13 protein-coding genes are annotated in these 16,894 nt (G+C 38.7%); 1 reads left to right on the top strand and 12 read right to left on the bottom strand.

The annotated features are described in order from the left end of the window. Positions 1-31: 31 nt before the first annotated feature. A complete protein-coding gene (locus R2R28_RS02415; protein WP_316824111.1) occupies positions 32-613 on the bottom strand; it encodes a Crp/Fnr family transcriptional regulator in 582 nt (193 codons plus the stop codon). Positions 614-741: 128 nt separating this feature from the next. Here R2R28_RS02415 and R2R28_RS02410 point away from each other — a divergent pair, with 128 nt between their 5' ends. After that, entirely contained in the window at positions 742-2,484 is a 1,743-nt protein-coding gene (locus tag R2R28_RS02410; protein WP_316824110.1) for an ABC transporter ATP-binding protein, read from the top strand. Between the two features lie 506 nt (positions 2,485-2,990). Here the strand turns inward: R2R28_RS02410 and R2R28_RS02405 are convergent. The 11 genes from R2R28_RS02405 to R2R28_RS02355 all read right to left on the bottom strand — a co-directional run bounded on the left by R2R28_RS02405 (position 2,991) and on the right by R2R28_RS02355 (position 16,883). Then, entirely contained in the window at positions 2,991-4,784 is a 1,794-nt protein-coding gene (locus tag R2R28_RS02405) for a right-handed parallel beta-helix repeat-containing protein (protein WP_316824109.1), read from the bottom strand. Between the two features lie 59 nt (positions 4,785-4,843). Then, a complete protein-coding gene (locus R2R28_RS02400) occupies positions 4,844-7,090 on the bottom strand; it encodes a beta-galactosidase (protein ID WP_316824108.1) in 2,247 nt (748 codons plus the stop codon). A 74-nt stretch (positions 7,091-7,164) separates the two neighbouring features. Next, on the bottom strand, positions 7,165-7,644 hold the full coding sequence (locus R2R28_RS02395; protein WP_316824107.1) for a DUF5018-related domain-containing protein: 480 nt from the start codon (positions 7,642-7,644) through the stop codon (positions 7,165-7,167). A gap of 17 nt (positions 7,645-7,661) precedes the next feature. Then, entirely contained in the window at positions 7,662-9,548 is a 1,887-nt protein-coding gene (locus R2R28_RS02390) for a RagB/SusD family nutrient uptake outer membrane protein (RefSeq protein WP_316824106.1), read from the bottom strand. 14 nt (positions 9,549-9,562) lie between these two features. Next, positions 9,563-12,946: a TonB-dependent receptor gene (locus tag R2R28_RS02385; RefSeq protein ID WP_316824105.1), complete on the bottom strand. Its 3,384-nt coding sequence runs from the start codon at positions 12,944-12,946 to the stop codon at positions 9,563-9,565. A 149-nt stretch (positions 12,947-13,095) separates the two neighbouring features. Beyond that, the gene (locus R2R28_RS02380; protein WP_316824104.1) at positions 13,096-14,148 is read right to left on the bottom strand and encodes a FecR family protein; all 1,053 of its coding nucleotides are present in this window, start codon (positions 14,146-14,148) and stop codon (positions 13,096-13,098) included. Between the two features lie 106 nt (positions 14,149-14,254). Further along, positions 14,255-14,833, bottom strand: a complete 579-nt coding sequence (locus R2R28_RS02375) for an RNA polymerase sigma factor (RefSeq protein WP_316824103.1) — start codon at positions 14,831-14,833, stop codon at positions 14,255-14,257. A 238-nt stretch (positions 14,834-15,071) separates the two neighbouring features. Next, positions 15,072-15,653: a peroxiredoxin family protein gene (locus R2R28_RS02370; RefSeq protein ID WP_316824102.1), complete on the bottom strand. Its 582-nt coding sequence runs from the start codon at positions 15,651-15,653 to the stop codon at positions 15,072-15,074. Between the two features lie 53 nt (positions 15,654-15,706). Continuing rightward, the gene (locus tag R2R28_RS02365; protein ID WP_316824101.1) at positions 15,707-15,955 is read right to left on the bottom strand and encodes a hypothetical protein; all 249 of its coding nucleotides are present in this window, start codon (positions 15,953-15,955) and stop codon (positions 15,707-15,709) included. A gap of 60 nt (positions 15,956-16,015) precedes the next feature. Next, positions 16,016-16,282 (bottom strand): zf-HC2 domain-containing protein, encoded by a 267-nt coding sequence (locus R2R28_RS02360; protein WP_316824100.1) that lies wholly within the window; start codon positions 16,280-16,282, stop codon positions 16,016-16,018. 1 nt (position 16,283) lies between these two features. Beyond that, positions 16,284-16,883 carry a sigma-70 family RNA polymerase sigma factor gene (locus R2R28_RS02355; protein ID WP_316824099.1) on the bottom strand — a complete coding sequence of 200 codons (600 nt, stop codon included), beginning with the start codon at positions 16,881-16,883 and terminating at the stop codon, positions 16,284-16,286. Positions 16,884-16,894 lie beyond the last annotated feature (11 nt).

Below are 16,894 nucleotides of genomic sequence, written 5' to 3'. Positions count from 1 at the left end.
ATTTGGCCGTAATGCTGAACGATAACATTTGTTACCGATTATTTTTTTTAAGCAGGGCGCTTTTTATTCGACTTAGGTGTACACGGGTTACGCCTAAATAAGAGGCAATATAATGCTGGGGAACGCGCTGAGCAATATGTGGCCTTTCTTGTAAAAGCTTCTGATAACGTTCTTCAGGCGTATCCCTGATAAAGGAAACAAACTCATTCATGTAATGCATTTGCCGTTCGGCCAGGATATTTAAAATTATATCTGAAAATCCAGGTACCTCACGCAGTTCGGCCATTAATGCATGTACCTTTGTTTTATGCAAAAGATAAATAACAGAAGGTTCTACCGTTTCGATGGTAAAAAGACTGGGGGTATTCTTTAAAAAACTTTCCAGAGAAGTAAGGCCCTCGTTTTCGAAGAAAAACTGTACAGTTTTATCATCTCCCTGTTTATTTAACGAAGCACGGACACAGCCTTTTTCGACAAAATAATAGTGCTGCGATATTTTCCCTTCTTTCAATAAAATGGTTTTAGCAGGAACTTCAATCCGCTCCTGAAATCCTAGATACCTGTCCCAATAAGGACTTAATTGCGGAAATTTATCTTTAAAATGAAAAAGCATCTGTTGGTGTATTCTTACAAACTTAATTATTATGTAGGGAGTAAAAGAAATACAAAGCAATCTTATCGAAACTATTATTGTTTGTTCACGTTTATTAATAGCCAATTTTACCTGCTATCCTCCTGAAAATGAAAATACTTTTAAAATACCTCAAACCACATCAAAAACTCATTATATTTTCACTTTTGCTGGCCGCTGCAGCACAGCTTTTAAGCCTGCTGGATCCGATTATTTTTGGTAAGATTATCGATAATTATTCGACTAATAAACACCATTTAAATGAAAAGCAGCTGATTAGCGAAGTTTTATATTGGTTGCTTATTGCGCTTGCCATTGCGCTGGTGGCCAGGCTCTGCCGCTCCATACAAGAATTTACCACGCGTAAAGCAGTAGCCCGTTTTGGCATGCATATTTTTAACGATGGTTTAAAACAAACCTTACGCTTGTCTTTTCAGGAATTTGAAGAAAGCCGCAGCGGAACGACCTTATCGGTACTGCAAAAAGTAAAAACCGATGCCGAACGTTTTATCAATGCTTTTATCAATATCCTTTTTTCGTCGCTGGTGGGTATTGGATTTTTATTGTGGTACAGCCTGAACAAAAACTGGTTGCTGGTGCCCGTATTTTTTATTGGGGTGCTGGTTCTGGGATCGTTAACCGGATTACTCTCTAAAAAAATCAAGGCCATCCAGCGTTCTATTAACCGACAGGCAGATAAACAAGCCGGCGTTATTACCGAAAGCCTGCGAAATATTGAACTGGTAAAAAGTTTAGGCCTCACCTTTGCAGAAATCAGGAGGCTGAATGTACAAACTTTGAAAATTTTCGATCTCGAAATGTTAAAGGCCAGAAAGGTAAGTATGTTATCCTTTCTGCAAGGCAATTTGCTCAATTTATTAAAACAATCTGTACTGTTTATCCTGCTTTGGCTCATCTTCAGAAAAATATTGAGTACGGGAGAGTTAATTGCCATGCAGTTTATTTCAACCGCTATTTTTACGCCTTTACAAGATCTTGGTAACATGATTATTTTATACCGCGAGGCGGATGCATCATTAAAAACTTTTGATACATTGATGCAAAAATCTGTGGAAACCCGTCCGGAAAATGCAATAGAAATTGACGCGCTTAACCGGCTTGAATTTAAAAATGTAATTTTCAGGCACAAAACTGCGGGTTATAATGCCATTGACGATATTTCTTTCGAAATTAAAAATGGAGAAACAGTGGCCTTTGTAGGGCCTTCGGGTTCGGGTAAATCTACTCTTGTTAAATTGCTGGTGGGACTTTACCTCCCTGTTGAAGGAGAAATTTTGTTTAACGAAACCAGTTCTAAGCGAATCAGGTACAATCCTTTACGCCGGCAGATAGGCTTTGTAACACAGGATACGCAACTTTATGCAGGATCAATCAGGGATAATATGCGTTTTGTTAACCCTACCGCAAGTGAAGAAGATATTGTTGAGGCTTTGCGTAAGGCATCGGCCACAGCGCTGATTGCTAAGGCTGCGCAGGGAATAGATACGGTACTGGGTGAAAATGGAATGAAATTATCGGGAGGTGAAAAACAACGGATTTCGATTGCAAGGGCTCTTTTAAGAAAACCAAGGCTACTGATTTTTGATGAAGCCACTTCGGCACTCGATTCGCTTACTGAAGAAGAAATATCGGCAACGATAAGAGAAATTTCCGACAGAAGGGAACAAATGACCATCTTGATTGCCCACCGCCTATCCACCATTATGCATGCCGATAAAATTTATGTGCTGGAAAAGGGGAAAGTATCTGAAACGGGCAGTCACAACGAACTGCTCGAAAAAAAGGGTCTGTATTATTCCATGTGGCGCCAACAGATTGGAGAACGCAGGTAATTTAATTAAAAAAGGTTGGTGAGCCAACAACCTTAGAAGAAGTGGTTTATGTTTCACTGTGAATTGCATAAACCAATTAATCAGAAATTTTATTTTTTGAAGCGCAGAACCACTGCATCAAACTAACTCGGTTCCCGTGTTACGCTTTTACACTTCGGGCTTTGCTTCGCAGCCCTGCAGGGTAACACTTCACCCGGGGCTAAATGGCCAATACAGCGTTTTATTTTTACGGTGGCCGGGTGCATAAGCCTTTATTCCTAAACCCGATTGTAGCGAACATCCCGTCCCGATTTTTCATCGGGATCTATCGGGATAAAGCGTAAAGCGGGACTAAAGCTGCCAAGAAGCACAAGCTGCTCATTTCCTTATTAAGAAACGACCAATTCTATTGGAGCGCAAAACATTTCTTTTCTTCAAATTTTATGCGTTTACGGTTCACTTTCTCAAACAGGCCTGCATCCCCCTACGAATAACCGTCCTTTCATTTCCAAAAAACTGAAGATACCTTATTCCTTAATATCTGATTTAATATCACTTTTTACCATTTCTTTCAACTGTATTTGCGGTTTTTCGGCACTAAACTTATTGCCTCTGATCAGCACACCTGTACAGGCCAAAAAGTTCAATGCAGGCCGGGGCTTTCCTGAAGGCATAAAATCTGATTTTTCGATCTTATTATTGATAAAAGTGAGTCCGCTTGTACTTTTTGCCGATAATATCGGATAATCATACAATTTGAAAGTATTATTTTCTATTTTAATATTCCGGTGTACATAATAATTTTTCACCAGTTCGCGGTTTTCGGGATTGATTTTAATGGCATAGCCATCGGGAGCACTGTTAAAGCCGCACTCAATAAACTGGTTGTTACGGATGGTTACATCGGTTACCGGACCGGATTCGTACCAGCCCATGGCATCATTTTCAATCAGGATGGCGTGCATGCCAGTGCGGTAATACACATTGTTTTCTATTAAAACCTTACGTCGGGTGGTAATCAATGTGCCTCTTGATATGGTCCCCTCGAACCTTGAATTTGTAATTTTTACTGCTGGTGTCCAGGTTACATTTTCCAGGGCATCACCTACCTTTAATTCAGCAGAAAAAGGTTTATCCATTTCTACGAGCATTTCTCTTTCCGAAATTAATTTCGCGGTTTTGATTATTCCCTGCGCATAAATCTGCAATGCAGCGCTATGCAGGTAAGCAACGGTATCACCAGGTATAAATGCAGCAAAACCATAACTCTGGTGATGCATAAATTTCAATTTTAAAGTATTAGGTGATAAAATTTCGCTTACTTTTAAATGCGTACCATGTACGTTAACGGGATCATCGTGTAAGCCGTTAAACCTGCAATTGTTAATGGTAATCTGTCCTTTACAGCCTGAAAAGTGCATTCCATCGGCTGATGAAGCAATTACGCGGCCGCTGCCCGGCTCCGGTGCTACAATTACACGGTCATAACTGAGATTTTCGGAAAACTGAGATACAATGCCCAAACCATGCATGGAAAACATATTGATGTTGTACAGGCTGATATTTTTAGATCGGTTGTTAAATGCCCCTACATAATCGCGGTAACGGTCTCTGATGGTTAAAATATCGCCAGGTTGCGCTTTAAATTTGGAAAAATCGCCTGTAAATTTCACTTTAAGCGGCCCGGTTTTTTCTGCTTTGCTTTTCTCAAAAGCCTCCCAGCCGCTATACCATAAGGTACCCTGAGATGGTTTAAACAATACTGCATGATGGTTTTTGGTGATCCATTTTTCACCATACCACTCCAAACGTCCGCCAATAATGGCAAATTTACTATCGGGATGAATACTGGCTGTAACTGAGGTTGTTGTGATGTTTTCCAACGTCATTTCCGACATGCCCGGGCGCTCATAATTAACCGAAAAATTTTGCAGCCGGATATTCTCGCTGCCATCGATCACCCAGGTGATCATTTTTCCATGAAAAACAAAAACCGATCCATTGCCTTCGATGGTTACATTTTTTAAATCTTTTAAGTATAAACCAACCTTTTGTTTTTTTACCGGAAATTCTATTTCTGATGAAGAATTGGAGATGTAATAATGGGTTTCAGTAGCGCTATCGGGCCAAAAATCGTATCTTCCTTTAGGAAAATTGAGCACAGATTTCGGTTGTCCTTTTGTAACCTCAATGGCTTTTTGTACACTGGCAGTAGCATCGGCAAAACTGTTTGCTTTAGCACCAAATTCGCTTACATCGATGGTTTGGGCATGGAGCTGATAAGCAAAACACAATAATAAAGCAATAAAATATTTTTTCATGATGGTATTATAAAGCATTCAACCTTTACAGGTTTTTGCAACCTGTAAAGGTTATAAAGCTAATTTAAATGAATCACAGTTTGGTATTGTGGAAGCGCTTTTATCGATTTAAAACCAGTTCCTTTCGCTTTAATTTCCTGTACCAACTCAGCCGGAACGCCTGTGGTTTGATCATTCCAGTCTTTTAAATTCAGGTTAAGTTTGCCCCGACCTAAAAACCTTTTCAAACCAATTTGCCAGGTTTCTCCATTAAACAGGTTATCGGTTTTAATGGCCTGTTGCTGAATCAGATCGCAGGCATCGCCCCGGTAATCTACGTTTAATACTACATCATTTACATTTTTCGGTAAGGTAACAGGTAAAGTGATTTCTGCTGTTTTATTGGTAGGATAATTTACCGGTATTTTAGTTGCATAGGTTGGTGTTTGCCATTGGTAAATATCAAAAAGTGTTTGCGAAGATTTTACTTGATTACCTTTAAATGCATTTAATCCTTTTGGATACACCTTTAAATCAAACATCGGTTTATTTACCTGTTGCAGCGTAAGTTTATCTGATGCTGTTATAACATCGGCCTGGGTAAGGAGTAGTGCGTCTTTACCTTTCAACTTTATCCGCCATGCATTTTGAGCTTGCTCAGGGCTGATAAAAATAATCCTGATCAAATTACCCTCTACATCTGTAAAACTGCAATCGTTACTGTTAATAGTCTCTAACTGCAATTGATCGCCAGATTGTTTGTTTTTCCAACCGATAATGTCTTTATCTTTCACTGTTCGGCTATCTAAAGCCAGTTGTGGTTTAACACCGCTAAGCAATTTAAAAAACACCGTAATGTTTTTACCGTTTACTAATTTGGCAAAAGGCTGTGCGGTTGCATATTTAATTAAAGCTGAGCCTACTTTTAAGTTAAAAGGTAAAATGGCCGTAGTTTGCCCTTTGAGTAATATTGCCGGGTAAGTAATGGTTTCGTTTGGTAAGTTTACCTGCATGGTAACCGTTTTATCGGGCATGGTAATGCGCACCTGTGTATTGCCCAAAAACAGAAAGCCACTATTTCCGCTTGCCCTTGCGATATACCGTAAATCTTTGGTATTCTTTTCGTCGCGTATGGGGTTTTCAGGCTCATAAACCTGCATGGTTGCAAGTTCTGAGCCGAAATCGTTAACAAAAGTGTGCAATACCTTTAAATGTTTATAAGAGGGGCGCAAAAAACCAAACTCGCTTATAGGTGCTTGGAAATCGTAACTTTCGGGTAATCCGGGTTCTTTTAAACCTGGCGTTTGTGTACCGCCGGTAAACATATAATAACCAACTAAATTCATTCCGCGACCAATTTGATTCTGCAAGTGCGCTTCTACTACTTCTGGTTCAACCACAAAGCGGTTTCTATACATCATTTGGCTACCAGCACCCTGTTCGCATAAGCCTTTAGGAAATTTAGTTACATCGTAATAAACCTTTCCCAAAGCATCGGTCATAATCCATTGGTCGTTGGCGTAAAGAAAATCTTTGGTGGCCACCCCGCCAGCACGTTCCCAACCCCGGTAAGCATAAGCACCCTGCAAAGGAATTGCCTCGGCTATTTTATCGTTAAATGTGCTATTTCCTGTTATGCTGAAATAAACAGGGGTAATATTGTTGGCGAGTGCCATTTTTTTAAGTGTACCAATATGGGTTGGCCTGTTAAAATCGTATTCATTTTCTAACTGTACGCCTATAATTGGCCCACCTTGGGCAAAAAACAACCCTTTGGTTTGCTGGCTTATCTGGTTGTAGAGTTTCGTAGCTTCTTTTAAATACTCCGGATCGTCGGATCGATGCCCTTTTAGTTTTTGTATCCAATCGGGAAAACCACCATGCAACTGTTCTCCATGGCTCCAGGGGCCAATGCGTAACCAAACATACATGCCATGTTTTTGGCAAAGTTTGATAAACCTGTTCATATCTCTATTGCCTTTCCAATCCCAAATTCCTTTTGCTGTTTCGTGTTCGTTCCAAAAAACGTAGGTGGCCACGATAGATAAACCTCCGCTTTTCATTTTTAAAATTTCAGTTTCCCAATTTTCAGGAAGCACACGGTTATAGTGCATTTCGCCCATTATTGGAAACCAGGGTTTACCGTTTTTGGTAAAATATTGATTGTTTACCCCAAGCCTTGTGCCTGCCGGATTTATGCCCGACATTGGAATAAGGGTATTTTGTTTAGGAGCAGCATCGTTAATATTGACCTGATATACTTGTGCCTGCAATTGGAATAACAGACAACAGCACAAAATAAGGGTAATGATTTTTGATTTTAACATATCCATTTGATTGTGAACCCGGTTTACAAAAAGAGCCGTTAAAACTTAACGGCTCTAAAATAACCAGCTCCATATTAATTATTTGTAAACGAGGTTACATTTACGGTCCATACCCTACTTGCACCGTTTGCAGCGGTTACTACATATTTTAAAGGTTTTGTAGCATCAGTAGGATCGCCCAGCGCAGGGGTTCCACCGGTGGGTGAAATGCTTGCTGCTGTAGAGATATTAAAATAAAGCCAGAGTTTAGTTTGTACTACTTTGGCTTTTTCTGCAGCCGTAAACTGCCCATTTGTTGCAGGCACCGCAATAACCACATTGATTATAGAATTTGTTTTATCAACGGTTTGGGTAACTGTTAACTTTTGATAGGCAACAACCGGCTGTCCATTCATTGTAGCTGTACCATTAAAACGGTACTCAGCATTTACCAATGTAATTTCATTGGCATCAAAGAGCGGATAGTCTTTAAGATCCTTTTTTAAACAAGAGGAAAATAAAGCCAATGATATTAACATCATCAGAAGAGATATGTGTTTTATTTTGATTTTCATGATTTGATTTTTTAGCGTTACCATCCTGGATTTTGCGGACCAAATTTGGCGTTGTTATCAATTAAATTTTGTCCTATAGGAAATAAATATCTTCTTGAAGGATCGAATTTCCTGTCGTTATACTGATTGCCGAATGGACCTGTTACAATCGAAAATGATTTACGGTCTTTCGACACATCCATTACCCGGATGGGTTCGGTTAATTCTTTTATAGTACCGCCGGCAGCAATGCCATCGTTAGCATCTCCACCAAACCTGCCCCAGCGTAACAAGCTATAATAACGGTCATTTTCTTCTGTAAGCTCAACGCGACGTTCTCTTCTGTAATCTTTCCAGGCATCGGTTAAGTTACCTGCAGTTGAAGGAGGCAACTGACCATGTGTTACGCGTGTTTTGTTTAAATTGATCAATGCATTTGCTAAATCGCCTTTTAATAAATAAGCTTCAGCTAAATTTAAATATACCCTGCCCAAACGCATACAAACAAAATGATAATCGGTACTTACACTGTTTAGATATGAGGGAGAAACATTGGTATATAATCCTTTGCGCCAGTACATATTACTTAAAGTACAATCATAGCCACCGCCATTTATGGTTCCTAAAAACCTGCCAGAATTGCCTCTTAATCCTGTGGTAAGTAGTTCGCCATAAAATCGTGTAGAATCGCTGATAATGGATGCCTTCCATCTGGCGTCGCGGTTTTCATTTGTCAGCGTCCAAATGGTTTCTGTACTTCCTGGTTTGATACGGCCCATTTTCACTAAAATATCGTTATTTAATTTAGCAGTTTTATCATGGGGGAAGCCTGTTTTGGTAAAAGGGATGATCACATTTACGCTCTCATCCACTGCATTGATGTACTGCGAGGTTTGGTTCCAGGGCAAAACTTTAGTCGGATCAGCTTTATCGACGGTTAAATAATCGTCGGTTAGGTTTTGTGTAGGAAAATTCTCTGGCCAGCACTCAAACGGAACGGGTTTATTAAACAATGGAGAGCCATCAAAATTCTTGATGGTTTCTGGTTTAATATTAGGCACCATGTTTTGCATCGGGGTATCTTGAATGGCCGTATTAATCGCCTTTCTGTAAATACCGAATATAATTTCACCTGATGTGCTTTTGGTTTCGTTAAACATGCCTTCATAATCGGTTTCGAGCCCATAACCCCCATTAATTACCGTTTGCGCATTGGCAATAATTTTATCCAGCAGCGGATCGTTTGCGGTTACGTTTGGTGCCGAAGGGTAATTTTTATAAGCCAAAGCCTGTAAACAAACTTCAGTAAGGAAAGCTGCTGCAGTATATTTATTGGCCCTGCCTGCCTGTTTGGTAGCGGGCATATCCACTACGGCATCTTCCAAATCTTTAATAATGTAATTATAACTTTCAGTTGGATTTGTCGTGCTGGGCAATTTTAGATCATCATTTTCAGTTAAAACACGGTCTATCCATACAATACGACCTGTTTTTCTGGCTATACTGTAGTAAGACATAGCCCTTAAAAATTTGGCTTCCGCAATGAGCGCTTTTTTATCTGCATCAGCAATTCCGGCAGATTCGCCCACGTTTTTAATAATTACATTGCAACGGCGAACCGCAGCCCAGTTATCAAATCCATAATCGCTTCTGTTGGTTAATGTTTCGGTATAAACAGGAAATGCATTTGATGCTGTACCATAAGCGGCTACTATATTTGAGGTATAAGTATCCTGTCCGGGTCCGCTCGCATACGCATTCATAATTCCATAGGTTGCAAAAACAAAGGTTTCGGCATTGGCTTTACTACTCCAAACTACCTCTGGACTGATTAAACTGAGTGGGTCTGCATCTAATACTTTTTTACAAGAGTTTAATGCCAGTATGCCTGTAAAAAAACAGATTATTAATATAATTTTTTTCATGACTTTTAAATAAATTAGAAACCAACATTTAAACCCAGAGCGAAGGTGCGCTGAATAGGATAATCGTAATTATTGGTGTTTGATTCCGGATCGATAAAATAATCGGTACTATTGGATGAGGTTAATAAATTGGTTCCTGAAACAAATAAGCGTAATTGCTGGAATGGCGTCTTTTTTAACAGCCCCTGTTTAAAATCGTAACCAAACTGTACATATTTTAAGCGTACATATTTCGACTTAACCAACCAGAAATCGCTGGCCGTAAAATTGTTACCCCCATTTACAGTTGTTGCACTAACTGCTCTAGGAAAAAGGGCGTCGGTATTATCAGGTCGCCAATAATCTAATTGAAATGCATATGCCAGTGGATTTTGAGGATCTCCACCTTGTACCGCATTTCCGAGGTAACGATCGCGGTTACCCGCCCCCTGAACAACAGCATTAAAGGAGAAGCCTTTATACCCCAAATCAATCGTGATACCGTAATTGGTACGGGGAAAAGCATTGCTGCCAATTCTTCTTTGATCATCAGCATTTAATTGCCCGTCGCCGTTTAAATCCAGGTACCTGAGATCGCCTGCCACTACATTTGTTGAACTTATGCGGCGAGCACCAGTTAACAGATCGCTGTTATTGTTATAAAAACCAGCGTTATAATAACCCGTTTGCAAATATCCACCTGCAGTATTTGTTGTTCTGGTGTAGGGATTTTTTAAAGTGGCGTCGTCATCACCAGGGTTACGCTCCCATAAAGAATTGTAACGGGTAAAATTGAAGCCTATTTTATATGTAAAACCACGGATAGCACTTGCCCAGTTAATATTAAAATCGAATCCCTCAGTACGTAAGCCACCTTCAGTAAAATTAATTCGTGGTAATCCTATTCCTAAAGTCTGCGAAAAACGGGGATCGCCAGTAACATAACCTGTTCTACGGGTATAATAATAATCAAATGTTCCGCTCAACCTATTGTTTAAAGTAGCAAATTCTAAAGCAACATCTCTGCTACTTATCGTTTGCCACGAATAGCTACTGTTTGGCAAACTCCCTGGTTCGGAAGTACCCTGTACTAAACTTCCATTAATTACATATGCAGTTGGATCTATACTGTAAGATGGTATATATTGAAATGCTGAAATGTCACGTCCTGTTCCAGGATCCTTTTTATCACCTAAAACGCCAAAAGATCCCCTAAGCTTTAAAAAATCAAGAATATGCTTATCCTTTAAGGATTTCATGAATATTTCATCAGAAATGATATAGTTGCCAGAAACGGCATAAAATGTACCCCATTGCCTGCCAGGAACGAACAAATAATCACCATCTCTTCTTACCGAACCTTCTATTGAATATCTTGATTTGTAGCTGTAGGTTAACCTTCCGAGTAATGCAGCCCTTGCCGCTTCAGTTTCTCCTCCACCAACCGATTGATCAAGCGCTGGCCCGGCGATCAGCTGGTCAAAAATAATCTGATAGTTTTTTCTTGTCCCTGAAATATTAGAAGCTTCATCTTGCTGACGCTCCGCAACACCGGTAAAATCGATACTATGATCTCCAAAAGTTTTACTGTAAAGCACATATCCTTGTAAAGTTAAGGTACTGCCTTGCCCCTGTCCTACTGTTAAGCTCGGTGCATTACCATAAATAGGTGTTGTACTATTAAGGTTATAAGCTGGTGCAAGGTAATTCCAGTTTTTACTCACATTATTATACGTGGTATAAGTACCATTAACCTTAAATTTTAAACCATCCAAAAAATGAGCAGTATATTCCATTCCTAGATTCGCATTTAAAATTTTAGCTAAGCCTTTGATGTATCCTGATTTTGGGTCCAATTCTCTAAGGGGATTATCTGGCTGGGTAGTTGGCAAACCAAATTCATTTACAGCTAATTGAGCTGACCCTCTGTTTTGAATATGACTGTATATTGCTGAATATGCAGCATTGGCATCACCATTAAAGCCCGCACTCGGTACTGAATTGTTTTCAATAAAACCGTCTAATCCTGCGGTTACTTTAAGATTAAGGTTATCAAATTGGCTGGTGGTATTTAAACGGTAAGTAGTACGTTTATTAAAATTTTGATCGGTTCTTAAAATACTTCCCTGGTCATAATAAGAAAGCCCGGCGTAATAGGTTAATTTTTTTGTCCCTGAAGTAACCGATAAATCATGCCTCATTTCTGGTGCAAAGTTCTTCATGGTTAAAGCTTGCCAATCGGTATTCGGAAAATTAAAAGGGTCTGAACCGGTACGTAATTTTTCTAAATCTGCGGCCGAACGGAAAGGACTTCTACCTTCATCGGCATACAACCGGTTTAAAGCAATTGCCTGATCATAAGAACTAATTTTTTCTGGAAATAATGTAGGTTGAGAGAAGATCTGATTATAGGAATAATTAATATTTACTTTCCCTTCTGCACCACGTTTAGTGGTTACCAGTACCACCCCATTTGCCCCCTGATTACCATATAGTGCCGTAGCGCCGGCATCTTTTAAAATCGAATAACTTTCAATATCATTCGGGTTTAAATTTGAAAAATCGTTGGAAGAACGTACGATATTATCAATTACAAAAATTGGATTTTGCCCACGTATCGAAATGCTACTTTTGGTACCCGGGGCACCACTGCCTGTTGTTATAATTACGCCTGGTAATCTTCCAGCCACCGCATCATTAATTGATTGTACCGGTAATGAAGCCACATTCGTCATATCAAGGGTAGCAATGGCACTTGTAGATTTCCTTTTGGTGGTTTTACCATAAGCCTGTACAACCACTTCATCCAGGCTGTTAGCTAAAGACTTTAAAATTACAGTTATAGAAGACGCGGCTTGTTTTTGTACTGTTTCATAACCAATTAGAGAGAAAACCAAAGTTGAATGCTCAGGCACTTTTAAACTAAATTTTCCCTCGCCATCCGTAGAAATTCCTATCCCTTTTACTCCTTTTACGGTTACAGTAACCCCAGGAAGACCTACACCCGTACTATCTGTAACCGTCCCTTTCACCACAATATCCCGATCCGCTTGTTCAGTTTGCAAAATGGTAATCAGGTTGTTTTGCTGCACACTAAAATTAAGGGTGGTTCCGGAAAGTAAACTTTGCATCACCTCTTCTAATGAGGCCTGGCTGGTTTTAATACTGATTACTTTATTAAACGGTCCTTCGGTTGGACTGTACACAAAACGGTATCCACTTTGTTTTTCGATGATCTGCAGGGCTTTTTCGAGCTTGATGTTTTTGAGATCAAGTGAAAGTTTTTCTTGCGAAAAAACCTTGGCAGAAACATTTAAACAAGTAACAAATACTAATAAAAATGCAATCTTCATTGGGATAATGACTTTAGAAAGCAGTCTGAGCCACGGCGAGGCTTGACTAATGTAAATTTTAATCATATTTTTGGTTTTTGGTTGGTTTATTTGAGGCTGCGCACTTGTTATGATGAAGCCTCAGATTAAAAAAGAAGATCAAAAAAAATTATAGAGGGGAATTGTTAGCGCAATCCCCTCTTTTTCTTTTAATACAGGTTTATTTTGGTTAGTTCTTATTTGGTTATCGTAATGAGTTCTCCTTTCTGTTTAAAATTAAAATGTTTTACATCCTGCAGGGTATGCAGTACCATTAAAATATCTTCGTTTTTGAAATTCGCGGTATAAATGTATTCTGCTACTTCCTTGTCTTTAAATTCGATAGTTACATTAAACCACCGCTCAAGCCTTTCTTTTATTTCTTCAAAATTGTTATTCAAAAAGATGATATTATTTTCTGTCCATGCCGACTCTACCACCTGTTTGTTCATTACGGTAAGGTTGTTGACTTCAATTTTAGGGAACTTATCTGCTGATTCTGTTAATGCTGGCGTTTGGTTTATTTCATCATTTGATAGGTGATAGGTAATTTTTTGTCCGGCTTTAAGGATAATGGTATTCTTATTTAATCCGGTATTATCTTCCAATTTAATCGTTCCCCTAACTAAGGTTGCAGCCGATTCGCTTTCATTCTGATAACTTTTAACGTTAAAAGCGGTACCCAGTACGGTGATCCTAAAATCTTTTGTCAGTACATGGAAAGGTTTCTTCACATTGTGTTTTACATCAAAATAGGCTTCTCCTGTTAATTTCACATTCCTGTCTTTTTGATCAAAGTTTTCTCCAAGTTCAATTTTACTATCACCATTAAGGTATACTAAAGTACCATCCGGCAAGGTGATTTTCTTTTTTTCACCCTTTTTTGCAACAAAATTATGGGTGTATTTTGCCACTTCATTCTGCTTGGAATAATTAAGATAAATAAGTCCAGCAAGGAAAATAACCAATATAGATGCTGCAATGGCATAATGGCTCGGTTTAAACCTCTTAACTTTTATTTTAAGTGATAATTGCTCAGTAAGATAATCTACCTGCTGATTAACAGGTTTTAAATCACCACTTAAAATCTGGTATAATTTTCGGGCTGCATGTACGGTTTTGTGTTTTTCAGGATGTTTGGCAATCCATTCCTCCCAAAAAAGCACACATTTTTGGTTACTCCCTTCGCAATATTGCTTAAAGGTATCATCCATTAAAAAATCTTCTGGGTAATTATATCCGTCAATCATTACACTCGCTTTTAATACCAGTGCTCCGAATGTTAAATTTTTACCAAGTATTTTTTACTTTTTTTTCATTTATTTTAAAACAGTATGAAAATATAGCTTGAAAAAGCTAAAATTTAAGGTGGGTACGAAGGTATTTTAAAGCGGTATAAATGGTGTTATAGGCTGTTCTAACTGTTAACTGGCTTATTTTCGCCACTTCTTCGTAACTTAAACCATCATAAAAACGCAATTGAATTAGTTTTCGCTGTTGTGGTGTTAATTTTTCTAAAGCGGCAAGTAAACTGGCTTTTACCAACTCATCGGATTGAATTTTAACAATCAGTTCTTCATAAGGAATCTCTAAAAGCGCTTCATCTTCCCGCACTATAATCGCAATGGCTTTATTTAGCCGTTGCTCATGTTCGATTTTCTTCAAAATCTTCCGCTTTAAAATGGTACGCAGGTACGATTCAACCTGCTCTACCCGGGGAAGGGTGTCATGTTTTTCCCAGATTTCGAGGAAAACCTGGTTTAAAGTATCGGTAACCATTTCTGAATCGTTGCAAACACGCAGACCAAATCCGGCTAAACCTCTGTAAAGGCTTTTGTATAAATTAAGAAAAGCATCTTTTTCACCCAGGCACACGGCCTCCCACCACAAACTATGCAGAGAAATGTTCTCATCCAGAATATTCTTTTTGTCCATAGTTAGTGGAACTGTTTATTTGGTTATTAACCTACCCATAGAATCGGATTTTTTGGTAAGTATTTTCCAAAAGTAACACTTAAGTTGCATATTTTCTGTTAATAAATACTAAACAGGCAGCTTTGCATAACCTGCTGTAATTATAAAAAATAATATTAGAGAAGCATATCAAACAAAAACACCCGGCTCCTTAAGGCAACCGGGTGTTTTTCATATTCGATTAATTTTATCAATCCAGCTAAAGTTTCGACAGCAGCAATTTTACTGAAGCCCTTTTTTGATAATTGGGATCGAAGTGAACATATTTAATTTTCCCTGAGCGATCGATAACATAAGTTGCCGGCACCGGTAAGGTATGGCGGTTATTGCCATTATTGGTTTCCAGATCTATTCCGTAACCTTTATATTTAGTAAAGGTGGCCTCATCCATTTTAAAATTTACGCCATAAGCTTTCATGATTTCATCGTCTTTATCCTGTAAAATCGAGAAACCAGCATTGGTCTTTTTAATGGTTTTATCAATATTTTCTTTGCTTTCAGGCGTAACGCCAATAACATAGGCATCTTTTGCAGTAAGCAGGCTTAAAGAATCCTGAAGTTCTTTGATGTGTTTATTACAATACGGGCACCACTGGCCACGATAAAAAAACAACACCACCGTTTGATGCAACTTTAATGCATCTTTTAAACTCACGGTTTTTCCGTTTTGATCAATCGCGCTGAAAACCGGAGCTTTATCCCCTTCTTTTAACCCTTTTTGTGCCTTAACCTGAAACGATAAAGCAACAATTAAGGTAATAAATAGTATAATTCTTTTCATTTTATATTTTTTTTCAAAAGGCAGGAAAGATTAGACTTCCCTGCCTGGACTTTTTACATTTTACTTTTCGACATTTTTCCTTTGGCCATTTTAGATTTCTCCATTTTGGCTTTTTTCATCGAATCGGTTTTCATTTTGTCCACCTTCTCCATTTTCTTTTTGTCCATTTTGCTTTGTTTCATTTTAGACATTTTTTCCTGCAACCGACTGCTAACCGAGGCAAAACCTGGTAAAGAAAGACCAACCACAACTAAAGTGGCCATAAACAATTTTCCTGCTGATTTTAAAATTTGATTTTTCATGTTTTTATGTGTTTCGTTTAACCCTTAGTCGAAGCAAGAGCCATAACCTTACAAGAAAAATTAATTTTTATTTATTTCTTTTTCAATCTTTTCTGTCAGCGTTTTTTTAAATGCCGCATCCAGTTTAAAATCATCATTTTTAAAACCTACAAACACCCTGTTAATCAATATACTTTGTTGCTGGTAAATTTTACAAACTGAACAACCGGCCAGGTGAACATGTAATTGCAGTGTTTCTGCAGCCGTAATTTTACCAGCAATTCTTTTTTCGATCAAAAAAGTTGCCTGCTTACAGTTATAAATAATATTTTTAAGCGCGCTCGTCATATCAGTTCCAGTTTTTTTGAAGGCAGGCCCTCAGGTTAAGTTTTGTGCGGTGCATAATTACCCAGAAATTGGCCGCGGTAAGTTTAAGTTCGGTACAGATCAGTTCCGATGCGAGATCATCCATGTGTTTCATCGAAAATACCGAAAGCCACAAAACCGGGAGTTTAGTTAAACAATCATTTAATATCCCGCCCAACTCTTTCATCATAAGCGGATTGTCTGTTTCTAATCCGAATGCCTGCGGGCGGTGTTTTTGATTCCAATGCCCCGTTTCTGCATCAAAAAAATCCTGCTGTTCATGTTCCGCGCCGGTTACTTTTAAATCCTTTATGGCACTCGCAGAACGTTTACGGTAAAAATCGACAATTTTGTTTTTCAGAATAGCGGTAAGCCATGTTTTTTCGTGACTTTGTCCCTCAAAACGATCCAACTGTTGCAAGGCAGCTAAAAAAGTATCCTGCACCAGATCTTTAGCCACGTCTTCATCCCTTAACCTCGACATGGCAAAGCCAAATAAGTAATCGGCATATTTTCCGACCCAGCTAAGCGGATCAGGCTGAGGGCTTTTTGCAATATTGCTGTCATCCAGTTTGTTCTGCATTTTTTTTATGT

The sequence above is a fragment of the Pedobacter miscanthi genome (assembly GCF_032678605.1).
Lineage (GTDB): Bacteria > Bacteroidota > Bacteroidia > Sphingobacteriales > Sphingobacteriaceae > Pedobacter > Pedobacter miscanthi_A.
The sequence above is the reverse complement of the archived record's forward strand: the minus strand, read 5'-3'. Positions and strand labels throughout refer to the sequence as shown.